Annotated in this window: 16 protein-coding genes; 4 read left to right on the top strand and 12 right to left on the bottom strand. The window is 48.0% G+C overall.

Features of this window, described 5'->3' with window-relative positions; genetic code table 11:
- Positions 1–62: 62 nt before the first annotated feature.
- The 5 genes from prfA to rho form a co-directional block, all read right to left on the bottom strand.
- Positions 63–1,136, bottom strand: a complete 1,074-nt coding sequence (prfA, locus tag B5G11_RS06490) for a peptide chain release factor 1 (RefSeq protein WP_087252578.1) — start codon at positions 1,134–1,136, stop codon at positions 63–65.
- Entirely contained in the window at positions 1,129–2,010 is an 882-nt protein-coding gene (gene prmC, locus B5G11_RS06485; protein WP_087252577.1) for a peptide chain release factor N(5)-glutamine methyltransferase, read from the bottom strand. Before prmC ends, prfA begins: the two co-directional genes overlap by 8 nt.
- Positions 2,007–2,960, bottom strand: coding sequence for a DUF1385 domain-containing protein (locus B5G11_RS06480; RefSeq protein WP_087168466.1), 954 nt, complete (start codon positions 2,958–2,960; stop codon positions 2,007–2,009). Before B5G11_RS06480 ends, prmC begins: the two co-directional genes overlap by 4 nt.
- An 87-nt stretch (positions 2,961–3,047) precedes the next feature.
- Complete coding sequence (gene rpmE, locus B5G11_RS06475; RefSeq protein WP_087168467.1) at positions 3,048–3,254, bottom strand: 50S ribosomal protein L31; 207 nt, start codon at positions 3,252–3,254, stop codon at positions 3,048–3,050.
- Between the two features lie 113 nt (positions 3,255–3,367).
- The gene (rho, locus tag B5G11_RS06470) at positions 3,368–4,738 is read right to left on the bottom strand and encodes a transcription termination factor Rho (RefSeq protein ID WP_087252632.1); all 1,371 of its coding nucleotides are present in this window, start codon (positions 4,736–4,738) and stop codon (positions 3,368–3,370) included.
- Positions 4,739–4,948: 210 nt separating this feature from the next.
- On the opposite strand from rho, the gene B5G11_RS06465 reads away from it, so the two are divergent.
- Genes B5G11_RS06465 through B5G11_RS06455 form a run of 3 tightly spaced genes read left to right on the top strand, consistent with a single transcriptional unit; the run spans position 4,949 to position 7,577 of the window.
- Positions 4,949–6,109: an NADP-dependent malic enzyme gene (locus tag B5G11_RS06465; RefSeq protein ID WP_087168287.1), complete on the top strand. Its 1,161-nt coding sequence runs from the start codon at positions 4,949–4,951 to the stop codon at positions 6,107–6,109.
- A 1-nt stretch (position 6,110) separates the two neighbouring features.
- Entirely contained in the window at positions 6,111–7,049 is a 939-nt protein-coding gene (locus B5G11_RS06460; protein WP_087252576.1) for a TIGR01212 family radical SAM protein, read from the top strand.
- 15 nt (positions 7,050–7,064) lie between these two features.
- Positions 7,065–7,577 (top strand): DUF4364 family protein, encoded by a 513-nt coding sequence (locus B5G11_RS06455; RefSeq protein ID WP_087168289.1) that lies wholly within the window; start codon positions 7,065–7,067, stop codon positions 7,575–7,577.
- Between the two features lie 105 nt (positions 7,578–7,682).
- Here the strand turns inward: B5G11_RS06455 and B5G11_RS06450 are convergent, their stop codons facing one another.
- From B5G11_RS06450 to B5G11_RS06430, 5 genes are all read right to left on the bottom strand, one after another.
- On the bottom strand, positions 7,683–8,999 hold the full coding sequence (locus B5G11_RS06450; RefSeq protein WP_087252575.1) for a replication-associated recombination protein A: 1,317 nt from the start codon (positions 8,997–8,999) through the stop codon (positions 7,683–7,685).
- A 2-nt stretch (positions 9,000–9,001) separates the two neighbouring features.
- Positions 9,002–9,733, bottom strand: coding sequence for a tRNA threonylcarbamoyladenosine dehydratase (locus tag B5G11_RS06445; RefSeq protein WP_087168291.1), 732 nt, complete (start codon positions 9,731–9,733; stop codon positions 9,002–9,004).
- Positions 9,734–9,748: 15 nt separating this feature from the next.
- A complete protein-coding gene (locus tag B5G11_RS06440; RefSeq protein WP_242958952.1) occupies positions 9,749–10,435 on the bottom strand; it encodes a polysaccharide deacetylase family protein in 687 nt (228 codons plus the stop codon).
- Between the two features lie 116 nt (positions 10,436–10,551).
- Complete coding sequence (locus B5G11_RS06435; RefSeq protein WP_087252574.1) at positions 10,552–11,139, bottom strand: flavin reductase family protein; 588 nt, start codon at positions 11,137–11,139, stop codon at positions 10,552–10,554.
- Between the two features lie 10 nt (positions 11,140–11,149).
- On the bottom strand, positions 11,150–12,802 hold the full coding sequence (locus B5G11_RS06430; RefSeq protein ID WP_087252573.1) for a putative manganese-dependent inorganic diphosphatase: 1,653 nt from the start codon (positions 12,800–12,802) through the stop codon (positions 11,150–11,152).
- A 194-nt stretch (positions 12,803–12,996) separates the two neighbouring features.
- Here B5G11_RS06430 and B5G11_RS06425 point away from each other — a divergent pair, with 194 nt between their 5' ends.
- Positions 12,997–13,695, top strand: coding sequence for a S1 RNA-binding domain-containing protein (locus tag B5G11_RS06425; RefSeq protein WP_087252572.1), 699 nt, complete (start codon positions 12,997–12,999; stop codon positions 13,693–13,695).
- A gap of 94 nt (positions 13,696–13,789) precedes the next feature.
- Here the strand turns inward: B5G11_RS06425 and B5G11_RS06420 are convergent, their stop codons facing one another.
- Together B5G11_RS06420 and hslO are read right to left on the bottom strand one after the other, a co-directional pair.
- Positions 13,790–15,700 carry an NAD(+) synthase gene (locus B5G11_RS06420; RefSeq protein ID WP_087252571.1) on the bottom strand — a complete coding sequence of 637 codons (1,911 nt, stop codon included), beginning with the start codon at positions 15,698–15,700 and terminating at the stop codon, positions 13,790–13,792.
- Positions 15,701–15,721: 21 nt separating this feature from the next.
- Positions 15,722–16,603: an Hsp33 family molecular chaperone HslO gene (gene hslO / locus B5G11_RS06415; RefSeq protein ID WP_087168296.1), complete on the bottom strand. Its 882-nt coding sequence runs from the start codon at positions 16,601–16,603 to the stop codon at positions 15,722–15,724.
- Positions 16,604–16,612 lie beyond the last annotated feature (9 nt).

Here is a 16,612-nt window from a genome sequence, read left to right as displayed (position 1 = left end):
TTCCACGAATACAAAAGCCCTACATCCGGTGCCATACCGATATAGGGCATCCTGTCTGTCAGTTAGTTTTCCTGCATGTTCGCAAGTTTTGCCGCCTGATCGGCCGCAATCAGCGAATCAATGATTTCATCCAGATCTCCGTTTAACACGGTATCCAGTTTGTGAAGTGTCAGCTTGATCCGGTGATCTGTCACACGTCCCTGCGGGAAGTTGTATGTCCGGATCTTCTCGGAACGGTCTCCGGTTCCTACCTGGCTTCTTCTTGCCTCAGCCTCAGCGTCATGCTGCTTTGCCTGCTCCAGCTCGTAAAGTCTTGCACGCAGAACCTTGAGCGCTTTATCCTTGTTTTTCAGCTGGGACTTCTCATCCTGACAGGAGATTACGATACCTGTCGGGATATGGGTCAGACGTACAGCAGAGTCTGTCGTGTTGACACACTGTCCACCGTTTCCGGAAGCACGGAATACGTCGAATTTACAGTCGTTCATATCGATATGAACATCCACTTCCTCCGCCTCCGGCATGATAGCAACAGTGATGGTGGATGTATGAATTCTGCCGCCGCTTTCCGTCTCAGGCACACGCTGTACACGGTGTACCCCGCTTTCATATTTCAATCTGGAATAAGCGCCCTGTCCGGAGATCATAAAGACTGCCTCCTTGAAACCGCCGATTCCATTCTCATTGAGTGAAATCATCTCACATTTCCATCTTCTCCGTTCTGCATAGTGAATATACATCCGGTAGATCTCTGCCGCGAACAGCGCAGCCTCGTCTCCGCCGGCGCCGGCACGGATCTCGACGATAACGTTCTTGTCATCATTCGGGTCTTTCGGGAGAAGCAGGATCTTGAGTTCATGCTCCAGCTCTTCTACACGTTTTCTGGCATCGGCAAGCTCTTCTTTCAGAAGCTCCCGCATCTCTTCATCCGACTCTTCCTCCAGCATGGCAAGGCTGTCCTCGATTGTCTCGTTACATTTTTTGTATTCTTTATATGCTTCCACAATCGGAGCCAGATCGTTCTGCTCTTTCATCAGACTGCGGAACCGCGTCTGATCATTGACAACGTCCGGTTCCTGAAGCTCTCCCATAATCTCTTCAAAACGAATCAGCAAATCGTCCAGTTTATCAAACATTTGTTAATTCCTCCTCATTTTCTCTTGCTTTATTGTACACGCCGCCTACTACACGGTCAAGCCCTGCCAGATCCTTTTTTACATAGATCTGACTGTAGCCGGCCTCTTCCATCAGCCTTTTGACATCCTCCGCCTGATCGTATCCGATTTCAAAAAGCAACGTCCCCTGATGGTCAAAATAACCGCCCGCCTCTGAAATGATGCGGCGGTAAAAATACAGCCCGTCTTCTTTTCCGTCCAGTGCCCCGTAGGGGTCATGGAGCCGGACCTCCTCCTGGAGCTTCCGGATCTCTTCCGTCCTGATGTAGGGGGGATTGGAAACGATCATATCGTATGTCCCCTCAATTCTTTCAAACAGATCGCTTTGCACAAATGCGGCCCGTTCTTCCGGAATCTCAAGCAGTCTGCGGTTCTCCTCCGCCATCTTAAGGGCCGGTTCCGAAAGATCGGATCCGGTTCCGATCCGGTTTTCATTCATTTTTAAAAGGCTTAACAGGATGCAGCCCGATCCGGTGCAGACATCCAGAATCCGCTTCGCGCCTGTATCATCTGCAGCCCGGTCTGCCTCCTCTACAAGGATCTCCGTATCCTGCCGGGGAATGAGCACATGCTCATTGACGTGGAATTCATATCCCATAAATTCCTGCACCCCGGTGATGTGCTGGAGCGGGACGCGGCTTTCGCGCTTTCTTATGGCCTCCTCGTACTGCTCCCGGCACGATTCTTCCATCTCTTCTCTGTCTCTCACAAAATACATGGCTCTGGAAAGGCCGGACACATGCTCCAGCAAAAGCCAGGCATCCAGATCATATTCCGGAATCCCTGCATGCTGAAGCTTTTCTTTTCCCCAGTTCAGTGCTTCCCGGAATGTCATACGGCCTCCTCTTTTCTTCCGGATTCTTCACGGACCGGAAAATTTTCTGCAAGGTACGCCTTCCAGTCAAAGACCGCTTCCACAGAAGCAATCGCAACCTCAATCATACTATCGTCCGGTTCCTTTGTCGTCAGACCCTGAAGCATCAGCCCCGGTCTGCTTAACAGGTTAACTACCACGTTATCACTGTTTCCAGCCAGCCGGATAATCTCATAGGAAATTCCCGCAATGACCGGAAGCAGCGCGATCCGGATTACAACCCGCAGAATATGGGACTCCGTCTGGACAAAAAACAGAAGGACAATTCCCACAATCATAACAAACATGAGGAAACTCGTCCCGCACCGTTTATGCTCTTTGGAACTGATTCTGACATTGTCTACTGTAAGCGGCAGTCCATGCTCGATACAGTTGATACATTTATGCTCGGCACCATGATACTGATACAGACGCCGGATATCCTCCATCCTGGAGATCAGCCAGATATAGCCGACAAAAATCAGAATCCGGATCACGCCTTCGAGAATCGTCCGGATAACATAGGACGGAATGACCGTCTTGAACAGATCTGACAGAAAATACGGAAGAACCATAAAAATTGCGATGGCAATCAGGAAAGAAACCGCCATGACGACCCCATTGATCACCTGATCCAGTTTCTCCCTTTTCCTGGCCTCCTTTTCCGTCAGCACCTCCTCCTCTTCTTCCTCAAAGCCGGCTGACCACGTCAGCGTCTTCATACCCAGAATCATTGAATCGATAAAATTGAAGATTCCGCGGATAAATGGTGTTTTAAGCAGCTTCTGGTGGGAACCGACGATGCTTTTGTAATCATCCTGCTCCACAACAACCGTCCCGTCCGGCTTCCTTACCGCCACGGCGTACCGGTCTTTGTGTTTCATCATCACGCCTTCCAGAACCGCCTGTCCTCCTACATTTGATGACTTCATTGAAACTCCTTCTCTGCTAAATAACAGTTTTCTAAAGTAACGAAAAAGAGCTGAGATATGAAAACCTCAGCCCTGTACTTCTGAATCTTATTTGCTTTCGATTCCGTATTTCTTGTTAAACTTGTCAACACGGCCACGAGCCTGAGTTGCTTTCTGCTGTCCTGTGTAGAATGGATGACATTTGGAGCAGATTTCAACATGGATATCTTCCTTTGTGGATCCTGTTACAAATGTATTCCCACAGTTGCATGTTACAGTTGCCTGATGATATGCTGGATGGATTCCTTCTTTCATGATTTTCACCTCTTCTTGCTTTTATTCGTCTCACACAGATTTCTCTGCGACTAATCGTCTTCTAAACAGCGGGTTTATTGTATCATACCTGTTTTTGTTTTGCAACCCTCTTTTTAAATAAACTTCATTTTTTTGACAGTCTGCACGAGCTCTGAATTATGCTTCGACCGGTTGAACAGGTTGAGAATCGTATCAACCGCCTCATCGGACTTCATTCCATTGAGAGCGCGGCGCATAATGTAAACCGCTTCCTGCTCATCCGGAGTAAGGAGAAGATCCTCCCGCCTTGTCCCGGATTTTGGAATGTCAATCGCCGGGAACATTCTCTTTTCTGAAAGTTTCCGGTCAAGGACAAGCTCCATGTTTCCGGTTCCTTTGAATTCCTCGTAAATGACATCGTCCATCTTACTTCCGGTATCTACAAGTGCAGTGGCAAGAATGGTAAGGCTTCCGCCCTCCCGCATGTTTCTTGCGGCTCCGAAAAAGCGTTTCGGCATATGCAGGGCCGCCGGATCCAGACCACCGGAAAGGGTACGTCCGCTCGGAGGTACAACAAGGTTGTAGGCTCTTGCAAGTCTGGTAATACTGTCAAGCAGAATGATAACATCTTTTTTATGCTCAACAAGACGTTTTGCACGCTCAATCAGCATTTCGGACACTCTCTTATGGTGATCCGGGAGCTCATCGAAGGTAGAATAGATGACTTCCACATTTTTCCCGCGGATTGTTTCCTTAATGTCGGTTACTTCTTCCGGACGTTCATCGATCAGAAGAACAAGCAGATGCATCTCCGGGTTGTTTCTCAGAACGGAGAGAGCCACTTCTTTTAACAGTGTCGTCTTACCTGCTTTCGGAGGAGATACAATCATCCCTCTCTGCCCTTTTCCTATTGGCGAGAGCAGGTCTACAATTCTCATCGCTGTGCTGCTTCTCTCATTTTCGAGTCTCAGACGCTCATTTGGAAAAATCGGTGTCATGTCTTCAAAGTTTTTCCGTTTCACTGCAACCGCAGGTGGAAGTCCGTTGATCTTCGTTACAAATAACAGCGCACTGAATTTTTCAGACTGTGTCTTGATTCTCGTATTTCCGGAAACGATATCCCCTGTCTTGAGTCCGAATTTCCGGATCTGGGACGGGGAAACATAAACATCATTCTCTCCCGGAAGATAGTTCTCACAGCGGATAAATCCGTATCCGTCCGGGAGTACTTCCAGGATTCCATGGGCCGTCATACCGCTGTCCAGGTCAGACAGTTCCAGTCCGGCACCCTTTTCCCCTCTTACGTCTTCTCTCTGGACGTGCTCATGATCATGCCTGTTTTCTCTTACAGGTTCTGTTTCCTCTGTCTTCTGTGTTTTTCTATCTTCTTCAAGAAGGCGTTCAATCAAATCCGATTTTTTTAACGCGGATGTTCCTTTCAGCCCCCTTGCTTTCGCCACATCTTTCAGTACTGCCAGTGAAAGCGTTTCGTATTTTTCTTTCATATCCATCATATTCTATTTTCCTTTCTATTCTGGTCTCATGGGAAAAAATAGTCTGACTCGACCTGACTGACTTAATACGTAAAGTATACATCACAATTTTCAAAATGAAAAGTGTTTTTTCCAAAATTTAATTGCACCCCTGTTTTAAGAATGGTATGATTGAAGAAGTGATCATAATCATACATTATTAATGAAGAAAAGGTGAATAGTATGGCTGAAAATAATACATTGGAAAAAGCACTGAAAATGCATGAAATCTGGAACGGAAAGATCGAAACGACGGCAAAGGCACATGTCCGTTCAAGGGAGGACCTGGCGGTCGCATATACGCCCGGAGTTGCGGAACCTTGCAAAGTAATCGCCAAAGATCCTGAAGCCGTGTACAAATACACCATGAAGGCAAATACGGTTGCCGTTGTCTCCGATGGAAGCGCGGTTCTTGGTCTTGGCAATATCGGAGCCCGTGCCGCAATGCCTGTCATGGAGGGAAAAGCGGTTCTGTTTAAAGAATTCGGACAGGTCAATGCAGTTCCGATCTGTCTGGATACACAGGATACAGAAGAGATTATTCGTACCGTAGTGAATATTGCCCCTGCCTTCGGAGGCATCAATCTGGAAGACATCTCCGCCCCGAGATGTTTCGAGATCGAAGAACGGTTAAAAGAGCTTCTGGACATTCCGGTCTTCCATGATGACCAGCACGGCACTGCCATTGTCGTTCTTGCAGGCGTCATCAATGCGCTGAAGGTTGTCGGAAAATCAAAGGAATCCTGCCGCGTTGTCGTAAACGGTGCAGGTTCCGCCGGAGTTGCTATCACAAAGCTCCTCCTGACCTATGGATTTTCCCACATCACCATGTGTGATATCAATGGAACGATCTGCCGGGATTCCGAGCATCTGAACTGGATGCAGAAACGGATGGCCGAACTGACGAATCCGGATCAGATCCACGGTACCCTTGCGGATGCGTTAAAAGGTGCGGACATTTTCATCGGTGTCTCCGCCCCGAATATCGTCACCAGGGAGATGGTGGCATCCATGAATCAGGATTCCATCCTCTTTGCCATGGCAAATCCGGTACCGGAAATCATGCCGGATCTTGCAAAGGAAGCCGGGGCAAAGGTTGTCGGAACCGGGCGGAGTGACTTCCCGAATCAGGTGAATAACGTGATCGCATTCCCTGGCATTTTCCGGGGTGCCCTCGAAGGACGTGCCTCCCAGATCACAGAAGAGATGAAGCTGGCTGCTGCCAATGCCATCGCCTCTCTTGTTCCGGAGGAGGAACTGAGCGAAACCAGCATTCTTCCGGAAGCATTTGATCCTCGTGTAGCCGATGCCGTGAGCGAAGCCATCAAGGCTCTGATTCCGTAAGATGGACGCGACTGTACGCTGGGGCGAAAAGCGGTATAATTCGCTGGATTATTATATCAAAGAGACTTTCCATGAAAAACTGTACAAACTGTCCCTGAATGCCGGCTGTACCTGTCCGAACCGTGACGGCACCTGCGGAACACGTGGCTGTATCTTCTGCAGCCGTGGAGGCAGCGGTGATTTCGCGGCGGACGTTTCTCTTTCCATCCCGGAACAGCTCCGGGTTGAAAAAGAAAAAAAGAAATCCAAATACTCGGGACATTCTTATATTGCTTATTTTCAGGCCTACACGAATACATACGGCCCTTTGGAAGTTCTCGAAAAGGCATTTACCCAGGCTTTGACAGATCCGGAGGTGAAGGTGCTTTCCATTGCTACCCGTCCGGACTGTCTCTCTGTGGAAATTCTTGACCTCCTGGAGCGGCTCTCCCTGATCAAACCGGTCTGGATTGAGCTTGGCCTTCAGACGATTCATGAATCCACAGCCGAGTTTATCCGGAGAGGTTATCCTCTTCCGGTTTTTGAGGAGGCGTTGAAAAAACTCCGTGCCCTTGGTCTTTCTGTGATCGTCCATACGATTTTATATCTGCCCGGTGAATCCGAGGCTGATATGCTGGAAACAATAGAGTATCTGAACAGACAGGATATCCAGGGGATCAAGCTTCAGCTGCTCCACGTACTCAAGGATACCGATCTGTACGACTATTATCTGGAGCACCCATTTTTTCTTCCAACCATGGAAGAATATCTGGAATTTCTGGGGACCTGCCTGTGCTGTCTCAGACCTGATATTGTTATCCACCGTCTGACCGGGGACGGTCCGAAATCGTTGCTTGCCGCTCCCCTCTGGACCGGAAACAAGCGGCTGGTTCTCAATCAGATGGAAAAATCTTTCAGAGAAAGAGATATCTGGCAGGGCAAACACTATCACGCTCTTTAGAAAGGAGTATGCACTATGGCAGAAACATTCACACTCTATAAACTGATCATTTTGTACATGCTCAGCAAGGTGGATTTTCCTCTTGCAAACGCTCAGATTTCCGATTTTGTTCTTGGAAAAGGGTATACGACTTACTTTACCCTCCAAAAAGCGCTCTCCGAACTTACCGAGTCCGGTCTGATCCGGGAGGAGACAACACACAACCGTACGATGTACCATCTGACCGAGGAAGGAGCCGAATCAATCTGCTTTTTCGAGAATAAAATTTCAGATGCAATTAAAAAGGATATTGAAGACTTTTTTATCGAGAAGAAATTTTCGCTGAAAAATGAAGTGTCTGTGAAATCCGATTACTATCGGAACACAAATGGAGAATTCTCCGTACACTGCCAGGTGATCGAACACTCCATGCCTCTGATCGATCTGACAGTTACGGTCCCTTCTCACGAGGAGGCTGAAACCATGGCGGCGAACTGGGCCGCAAAGAATCAGGAAATCTACGCCTACATTATGACACATCTGCTGTAATTTGTATTGAAAAGAATAACCCCCGTGAGATTCCGGTTTGCAGCTCCAGAATTCTCACGGGGTTCTTTTTTGCATATAATATTCCGGATGAGGACATTCGCTTCTTTACTGTTTCCTGATATAGGAAAGCCAGTCTTTTAATTCTTTTTCTTTTCCCAGATCTCCCGGATGGTAGAATACACTTTCCTTGATTTCATCCGGAAGATACTGCTGGTCAACGTAGTGGTTCGGATAATCGTGTGCGTACCGGTAACCGATTCCATGTCCCAGCTGCTCGTGCCCTCCATAATGGGCATCCTGAAGATGCGCAGGAACCGTTGTCTTTTTGCTTTTCACACTTTCCATTGCCTCGGAAACCGCCCGCACTGCAGCGTTGCTCTTCGGGGCCGAAGCCACGTAAAGCACGGCCTGGGACAGAATAATCTGTGCCTCCGGCATCCCGATCCGCTCTACCGCCTGGGCTGCCGATACCGCCACGGTCAGTGCCATCGGGTCTGCGTTTCCCACATCCTCCGATGCGCAGATCATGATTCTGCGGGCAATAAACCGGATATCCTCTCCGGCATAAAGCATCTTTGCCAGATAGTACACCGCAGCGTCCGGGTCGGATCCCCGCATGCTTTTGATAAAGGCGGATATGGTATCATAATGGTTGTCCCCGTCCTTATCGTAACGGACTACTCTTTTCTGGATGCATTCTGATACAACATCCAGTGTCAGATGAATGAACCCGTCACTGCTTCTTTCGGTAGTCAAAACGGCAAGCTCCACCGCATTGAGCGCCAGTCTGGCATCGCCACCCGACATATCTGCCAGAAATGCGCTTGCATCCGGATCGATCCTGGCGTGATAGCTTCCCATTCCCTTCTTCTCATCGTAGACAGCCCGGTGAATCAGGCTTTCCACATCCTCCTTGGACAACGGCTTTAATTCAAAGACGGTGGACCGGGAAATCAGCGCCCGGTTTACTTCAAAATACGGATTCTCCGTCGTCGCCCCGATCAGAATCACCGTACCATCCTCCACAAACGGCAGGAGGTAATCCTGCTGTCCTTTGTTAAACCGGTGGATCTCATCGATAAACAGAATCGTCTTCTGCTGGTACATTCCCCTTGCCTTTTTTGCCTCTTCCACCACCGCTTCCATATCTTTTTTCCCTGCAACTGTCGCGTTGATCTGGCAGAATCTTGCGCTTGTTGCATTGGCGATGACTTTGGCAAGCGTCGTTTTTCCGGTCCCCGGCGGGCCGTAAAAAATGACGGAACTTAGCTTGTCCGCCTTGATTGCACGGTAAAGCAGCTTGTCCTTTCCGATGATATGCTGCTGTCCTGCCACTTCTTCCAGTGTCTCCGGCCTGAGCCTTGACGCAAGCGGCGACTCTGTCTCTTTTTGCTTTTCCCTTGCATATTCAAATAAATCCATCTCTATCTGTCTCCCTCCCGGTATCCGCTCAAATTACGGATCACTTCTCCGGCGATCATCAGCCCGGCCACAGGCGGAACAAAAGAAATACTGCCCGGAAGCGATCTTCTGGCCCCCTTTTCCTCTTCTGTCACCCGGTCGGAAATATCCACCGGCTTTTCTTTGGAATACAGTACCTTAAGGCTCTCCACATTCCTCTTTTTCAGCTCTTTTCGCATCACGCGGCACAGCGGGCATACGGATGTATTTCGGATATCATCAATCTCAAACATCTCCGGATGCAGCTTGTTTCCGGTTCCCATACTGCTGATCAGCGGAATCTGATGCTCTTTGGCATACTCTGCCACCGCAAGCTTTGCCGTCACGGTATCGATAGCATCCACAATATAATCCGGGCGGATTTCAAACACCTGTTCCAGATTTTCTTCCAGTACAAACTCCTCGTAAGTCATCACCTGAATCTCCGGTGAAATGTCGGCAATCTTTGCTTTCATGACTTTCGTTTTATACTGTCCGACCGTACTGTGAAGGGCAATGGACTGCCTGTTGATATTTGTCAGAGATACCTTGTCATGGTCCACGAGAATCAAATGTCCCACACCGCTTCTGGCCAGTGCCTCGATACAGTGAGACCCGACACCTCCTACCCCAAGCACGGTAACGCAGGAGTGTCTCAGCCTGTCCATTCCTTCTGTTCCTAATAATAATTCTGTCCTCGAAAATTCATGCAGCATCTTATTTCACTTTCCTTAATCCATAATCAGTTCATCGACTGTCACAAACCGGTATCCTTCCTCCTGCAGGGTATCTATGATCTGAAGTCCCGCCTCCACGGAAGTCCCGTAACAGTCATGTAATAAAATAATACCATTTTCTTCTGCCTGCGTCACTACCTTTCTTACGATTTCCCCGGTACTTTTCGTGCACCAGTCAAGAGGATCAATATCCCATTTTACCGGAATCAGATCGATTTCTTCCAAAGTTTCTTCTCTCCACGAGCCGTACGGAGGCCGGATAAAAGCAACCGTTTCCCCCGTGATATTTTCAATTACTTCATTTGTCTTTTCAATCTCCTTTCTTTCCGTCTCCTGATCTACTTTCGTCAGTTCCACATGATGGTACGTATGATTCCCGATCAGGTGTCCTTCTTTTTGCATCCTCCGGATCAGATCCGGATGTTCCTCCGCCTCCTGACCGATCACAAAAAAGCTTGCTCTGACTCCCCTCTCTTTCAAACCGTCCAGAAGTACAGGAGTAGATATACCGTCCGGGCCATCATCAAATGTAATGGCAATCCTCTTTTCCTCCTCTTTTTTCTTCACATCGCTGATGCTTTCGATCGTTTTCTTTGTGTTCTGCCACATTCCCGCCATGCAGACTGCCGCAATCAGGATGATCTCCGCTGTAAGTCTCCACTGTTTTCCGAATTCCTTCACGCTGTGCCCGCCTCATTCTTCTCTCCTGTAACTTTATTCACCGGGAGATACAGATAGAACCCGGAATCTGGAACAAATTTTTCCAGCCTCCGGGTTCTTCCCTTTTTTTGCAAAGTTTATTTTCTTTTTTTCTTTTTCTTCTTTTTCACACTGAACCCGAAAGTTCCGAGCTGCTTCCCAAGAGTTAAATACTCCCCATGGGAATAGGCAATCAGCCCTGTCTTGTTCAACTCGAACTTTCCATTTTCATTCATGTACTCACTGCTCACCTGAACGCCCGTTACATCCGCCAGAAACATATCATGTGTTCCAAGACGTATAATCTCTCTGACTTTACACTCAATATTCACCGGACATTCCTCAATTGCAGGCGCATACTGAAGGGACTCTGTCTTTTTTCTTGTGAGTTTCATCTCGTTCCATTTATCGACGTCTTTTCCGGAACGCACACCGCAGTAATCGGCCGCCTTTGCAAGCTGTTCCGTCGTAAGGTTGACAACAAACTCTCCGGTTTCCTCGATCATATGGTGGGAAAACCGGTTCGGCCGGACAGAAATATAGAGAATCGGCGGATCTGAACAGACCGTTCCCGTCCACGCCACCGTCAGGATATTGTCTGTTCCGTCTTTCCCTGCACAGCTTACCATCACTGCCGGGAGCGGGTACAGCATATTGCCTGGTTTAAAAATCACCTTGTCTGTCATATACTTCCTCCTACTGCTGCAGTTCGCTCACCAGTGTCGGGATCAACTGTTTCTTTCTGGATACGACACCGTTTAATACGATCTGATCTGTATCTTCCGGAAGCTCAAAAGCATCGATCACGGTCTGCTTTGCACTTCCTCCACAGCAGAGAAGCTCTGTAGACTGGTCTACAATATTCGTAAGCATAAAGAATACCATATCCAGTCCGCTTTCTTTCAGCACATCCGGCAGTTCCGGACATACCTTTTCCCGGATCTCCTGCAGTTCCTCGCTGCTCATGGAATTGATCTGTCCCACTCCGAACGTCAGCTCATTGACATGGAACTCCTTGAAATCCTGGAAACAGATCTCGGAAACAGATTTATTCGCAAGATTGCTTCCTGCTTTGAACATCTCTTTTGCGAACTCATCGATATTTATTCCAGCAATCTGAGCAAGCGTTCTCGCAGTCGCTTCATCCATCGGAGTGCAGGTCGGCGACTGGAACAACAGGGTATCGGAAATAATCGCTGCACAGAGAAGACCTGCTGTCTCTCTGGACGGAGTAATCTGGTTTTCCTGATACATCTGATAGATAATGGTCGCAGTACAGCCAAGCGGTTGGTTTCTAAAATAAACCGGACCCATCGTCTCCAGATTTCCGATTCTGTGGTGATCGATGATCTCAAGAATTTCCGCCTCTTCAATTCCGTCTACCGCCTGCGTCTTTTCGTTATGATCGACAAGAACGACCTGTTTGCGCCTCGGCTTTAACAGTCTCCGTCTGGAAATAAATCCGGTGAACCGTCCCTTTTTGTCAATAACCGGAAAATCACGGTATCTTTTCTTGGACATGACATCCCGTACTTCCTCCAGGTAATCATTCATATGGAACGTGCTCAAATGTTCTTTAGTCATAAAATATTTGACCGGAATACTTTGATTGATCAGACGGGCGGTCGTAAAGGTGTCATGCGGCGTACTGATAATCACTACATCTCTCTCGGATGCCAGCTTCCGGATCGTCTTCGATACTTCCGCTCCCTGGCAGATGACAAGGCAGCTTGCATCCATTTCTATCGCACAAAGCTGAGACTCGTACCTGTTTCCAACGATGACAAGATCGTCTTCATCGATAAAATTCTCCATCATATCCGGAGAGGAGGCTGCGATAACAACCTTTCCTTTCACGAAATATGCATGCTCGTTCCCTGTGACGATCTTCCCGTCCAGTGTATTCATAATGCTTCTGTACTGTGTCCGTGCGTCGGACAACAGATAACTGTCATAGAGCTCCATATAGGAATTGGCAATATCTCCAATCGTGATAATTCCTTCCAGCTTCTGCTCATTCAGAACCGGCAGCGTCCGAATACTGTTTTCCCGCATCATCGCCCAGGCCTCTTTGATCGACGCCTGGCTGGAAACTCCGTCAATCTTCCGGATATCCACATCTTTTAACTGCTGAAATACATTCTGAAGGAGCGCCGGCTCTTCCACATGAAAATAGTCAAGAACATATCTGGTCTCCTCCGAGACCTCTCCGGCTCTTTTTGCCACATAATTTTTTCCTGTAATCTGCTTTTTTAATTCTGCGTATGCAATGGCAGAACAGATGGAATCCGTATCCGGATTTTTATGTCCTACCACATATACCTTTCTGTCTTTCTGATTATCTGACATACTTTTTACATTTCCTCCCATATGCCGTACGTGCCGGCCAATCTTTTACTTGATATAAAAATAGAGTATCATCTTTTTGATTCCGCGCCAACTGTTTTTTCGGTTTTCATAAAAATATTCTTTCACTTTGCTTTCTCTAACAAAAAATCTATGATATACTTTCTAGAGAAAACACAAAAAGGGGTGCATCATCAATGAACGAAGAATTAGAAACAAAAACATCTGCCCTGGAACCGCAGGCAGAGTCCATGAAAGACTATGAAGACCAGTTTGATATCGCCGATCCATGGCATATCGTACAAAACTATATGGACAACCGTACAAACCTTACATTGAAAGTAGAAGGTGTGGTCAACGGCGGCGTGATCGTCAAGGTGGAAGGCCTTCGCGGTTTTGTCCCGGCATCCAGACTTTCTCTTTCCTATATCGAAGATTTGGAAAGCTATCTTCTGAAAGAAATCACCGTCCGCGTCATTGAGGCAGATCTGGAAGAACACCGCCTCATTCTTTCCGCCCGTGAGATTTTAAAAGAAGAAGAAGCCAGAGAGCGTGCCGAACGCATCTCAAAAATCCAGGTTGGAAGTGTTATGGAAGGCACCGTGGAATCCATTCAGTCCTACGGCGCGTTTGTCCGCTTTGACGATGGCCTCTCCGGACTTGTCCATGTATCCCAGATCTGCGAAAAACGGATCAAAACACCGGCCGATGTCCTGAAGACAGGGGACCGTGTCAATGTCAAAGTCATCGGAATCAAAGATGGAAAACTGAGCCTGAGTATCAAAGCTCTTTCCGAAGAAAAAGAAGAAGAGACAGAAGAACTGCATGTAGAGCTTCCAAAATCCGAAGAGATCGGAACAAATCTTGGAGATCTTTTCAAAAATATCAAATTGTAATTCCTCTTCAGACAGTTCTGGTTGAAACAGCCGGGGCGGATTCATGTCCGGACAGTCCGGAAGATATCCGCCCTCTTTCTTTCATCTCTTTCTCTTATAACCGTTCCAGATCCTGAATCCAGACAGCCGCCGAAGCATCGCTTGGCATCCTCCAGTCTCCCCTTGGAGACAGAGCCACCGTACCTACTTTCGGTCCATCCGGAAGGCAGGAACGCTTAAACTGCTGTGAGAAGAATCTCCAGTAGAATTTCTTCAGCCATTTCAGAATCGTCTCATCATCATAGACACTTTTAAATGCATGCTTTGCAATCCGGTAAATTTTGGACGGCTCATATCCAAAACGCAGCACATAATAAAGGTAAAAATCATGAAGCTCATACGGTCCCACCAGATCTTCTGTCTTCTGCGCAATCTGACCGTCCTCCGGCGGCAGAAGCTCCGGACTTACCGGTGTATCCAGCACATCCAGCAGAATCTTCTGAAGCTCTTCATCCCCGCAGGTGTCCGCATAGTACTGTACCAGATGGCGCACCAGCGTTTTCGGTACAGAGGCGTTGACACCGTACATGGACATGTGGTCTCCGTTATACGTCGCCCAGCCAAGAGCAAGCTCTGACATATCCCCCGTTCCGATGACAAGTCCTCCGTCTTTGTTGGCAAGATCCATCAGCACCTGTGTCCGTTCCCTTGCCTGACCGTTTTCATATGTCACACTGTGGTCATTCAGATCATGGCCGATATCGCGGAAATGTACAGTCACCGCTTCCCGGATCGGCACTTCCAGAAGAGAAGCACCAAGTCTGCATGACATCTGGCAGGCGTTTCTGTATGTCCGGTCTGTCGTCCCGAAGCAAGGCATGGTCACCGCCTTGATCCGGGATCTTGGAATTCCAATCATATCAAAAGCCTTTGCCGTCACAAGGAGCGCCAAAGTGGAGTCCAGTCCACCGGAAATGCCGACTACTGCTCCGGAAGCCTTTGTATGAACCAGTCTTTTTTTCAGCCCCATAGCCTGAATAGACAGAATCTCTTCGCATCTTGCGGCACGTTCCTTTTCATCCTGCGGAACGAATGGTGCCGGGGAAAAGGTTCTTGTAAGGGCCGTTTCCTCTTCTTTGACGGAAAACGGAACAACCGGCAGTGTCTTTTTTGCCGCAGAACGGAATGTCGTATTTTTCCGGCGCTCGGACAGCAGCCGCTTGATATCAATTTCGCTGTAGATTGTTTCATTCGCAAACCGCCGGGAAGCTTTCAGTATCGTCCCGTTTTCCGCAATCAGATTGTGTCCGCCGAACACAACATCCGTGGTGGACTCTCCTTCCCCTGCGTTGGCGTAAACATATCCCGCAATCAGTCTGGCTGACTGTCCTTTGATCAATTCCTCCCGGTAACGGTTCTTTCCGATTGTCTCATCACTCGCGGAGCAGTTCACAAGAATCACAGCTCCTTCCAGCGCCGCCTTGATGCTTGGCGGAACCGGGGACCACACATCCTCACAGATCTCCGCTGACAGGATCAGTCCCTCAGTCTCCATGGACTCAAAAAGGATCTGCGGACCGAATGGTATTTCTTCTCCTGCAAACCGGATCATTCTTACCTCTTCCGGTCCCGGAGTGAACTGACGCATTTCATAAAACTCTCCGTAATTCGGAAGGAACGTCTTTGTTGTAAATCCAAGAATCTTTCCCTTATTCAGGGCCGCTGCCGTGTTGTACAGCTCACCGTCCACCGCAAGAGGACATCCGACAAAAACAACCGATTCCAGTTCTTTTGTTTCTTCGGCAATCCTGCAAAGTCCTGCTTTTGCCTGTTCCAGAAGAATATCCTGGGTAAACAGATCACCGCAGGTATATCCGGTGATGCAAAGCTCCGGAAAGACAATGATCTTTGCGCCGTTTCCCGCTGCCTCTTTCATCTTTTTTATAATTTCTTCTGTATTAAATGCCGTATCTGCCACACGGATATCAGGTGTAGCCGCCGCCACTTTGATAAATCCCTGTTTCATGCCCCGTTCCTCTTTTCCTTTTTATTTTTTCTTTGCCTGTTTTAACAGAGCGGAAAGCTCGTCCACACTGAAGCTGTATGCAGTGTTACAGAAATGGCACTTCACTTCAATGTCTTTTCCTTCATCAATCATCTCTTTGATCTCTTTTTCCCCGATACTGATGATTGCCTTTTCAATCTTTGTCTTAGAACAGTCACAGTAGAACTGTGTCGGAAGGGTATCAGTAATCTCAATATCCATTCCTTTTAATACTTCCTGAAGCAGAGATTCCGGTGTATGTCCCTGTTCCAGAAGCGCAGTCACAGAATGGATGTTGCTGATATTTTCCTCCAGCTGTTCCAGCACTTTTTCTTCCACAAACGGCATTACCTGCACGATAAATCCTCCGGCACATTTCACCGTATTGTCTTTTTCCATCAGAACTCCCAGTCCTACCGAGGACGGTACCTGTTCGGAATTTGCAAAGTAATAAGTCAGATCGTCTCCGATTTCACCTGTCTGAAGGATCGTCTGTCCCACATACGGCTCTTTCAATCCCATATCTTTGATGACATTTAAAATGCCAAGTCCCAGTGCGCCACCTACATCCAGCTTGCCGTTCTTAGGCGGAAGCATCACATCCGGATTTTCCACATAGCCTTTGACATTGGCTTTGCTGTCTGCTGTCACAGTCAGCCCCTGGATCGGTCCATCACATTTGATCTGGATGGTCAGGATGTCCGTATCATTTTTCATCATGCTTCCCATCATGGCTCCGGCTGTCAGCAGTCTTCCAAGCGCAGCGGTCGCAACAGGGCTTGTATTGTGGTGCTGTCGTGCTGTCTCTACCATCTCTGTCGATGTCACCGCAAACGCACGGATCTGGCTGCCCGCCGCGGTTGCTCTTACTAAATAATCTTTCATTACTGATTC

Origin of the sequence: Drancourtella sp. An57 (genome assembly GCF_002161525.1) — a bacterium.
GTDB lineage: Bacteria > Bacillota > Clostridia > Lachnospirales > Lachnospiraceae > Sellimonas > Sellimonas catena.
The sequence above is the reverse complement of the archived record's forward strand: the minus strand, read 5'-3'. Positions and strand labels throughout refer to the sequence as shown.

Coding starts and splice junctions, on each gene's coding strand:
- hslO (WP_087168296.1), bottom strand. CDS start 16,603: ATGAAAGATTATTTAGTAAGAGCAACCGCGGCGGGCAGCCAGATCCGT.
- B5G11_RS06420 (WP_087252571.1), bottom strand. CDS start 15,700: ATGAAACAGGGATTTATCAAAGTGGCGGCGGCTACACCTGATATCCGT.
- prmC (WP_087252577.1), bottom strand. CDS start 2,010: ATGACATTCCGGGAAGCACTGAACTGGGGAAAAGAAAAGCTTCAGCAT.
- B5G11_RS06465 (WP_087168287.1), top strand. CDS start 4,949: ATGGCTGAAAATAATACATTGGAAAAAGCACTGAAAATGCATGAAATC.
- B5G11_RS06445 (WP_087168291.1), bottom strand. CDS start 9,733: ATGCTGCATGAATTTTCGAGGACAGAATTATTATTAGGAACAGAAGGA.
- B5G11_RS06460 (WP_087252576.1), top strand. CDS start 6,111: ATGGACGCGACTGTACGCTGGGGCGAAAAGCGGTATAATTCGCTGGAT.
- B5G11_RS06480 (WP_087168466.1), bottom strand. CDS start 2,960: ATGAAGTCATCAAATGTAGGAGGACAGGCGGTTCTGGAAGGCGTGATG.
- rho (WP_087252632.1), bottom strand. CDS start 4,738: ATGAAAGAAAAATACGAAACGCTTTCACTGGCAGTACTGAAAGATGTG.
- rpmE (WP_087168467.1), bottom strand. CDS start 3,254: ATGAAAGAAGGAATCCATCCAGCATATCATCAGGCAACTGTAACATGC.
- B5G11_RS06435 (WP_087252574.1), bottom strand. CDS start 11,139: ATGACAGACAAGGTGATTTTTAAACCAGGCAATATGCTGTACCCGCTC.
- B5G11_RS06450 (WP_087252575.1), bottom strand. CDS start 8,999: ATGGATTTATTTGAATATGCAAGGGAAAAGCAAAAAGAGACAGAGTCG.
- B5G11_RS06455 (WP_087168289.1), top strand. CDS start 7,065: ATGGCAGAAACATTCACACTCTATAAACTGATCATTTTGTACATGCTC.
- B5G11_RS06430 (WP_087252573.1), bottom strand. CDS start 12,802: ATGTCAGATAATCAGAAAGACAGAAAGGTATATGTGGTAGGACATAAA.
- B5G11_RS06425 (WP_087252572.1), top strand. CDS start 12,997: ATGAACGAAGAATTAGAAACAAAAACATCTGCCCTGGAACCGCAGGCA.
- prfA (WP_087252578.1), bottom strand. CDS start 1,136: ATGTTTGATAAACTGGACGATTTGCTGATTCGTTTTGAAGAGATTATG.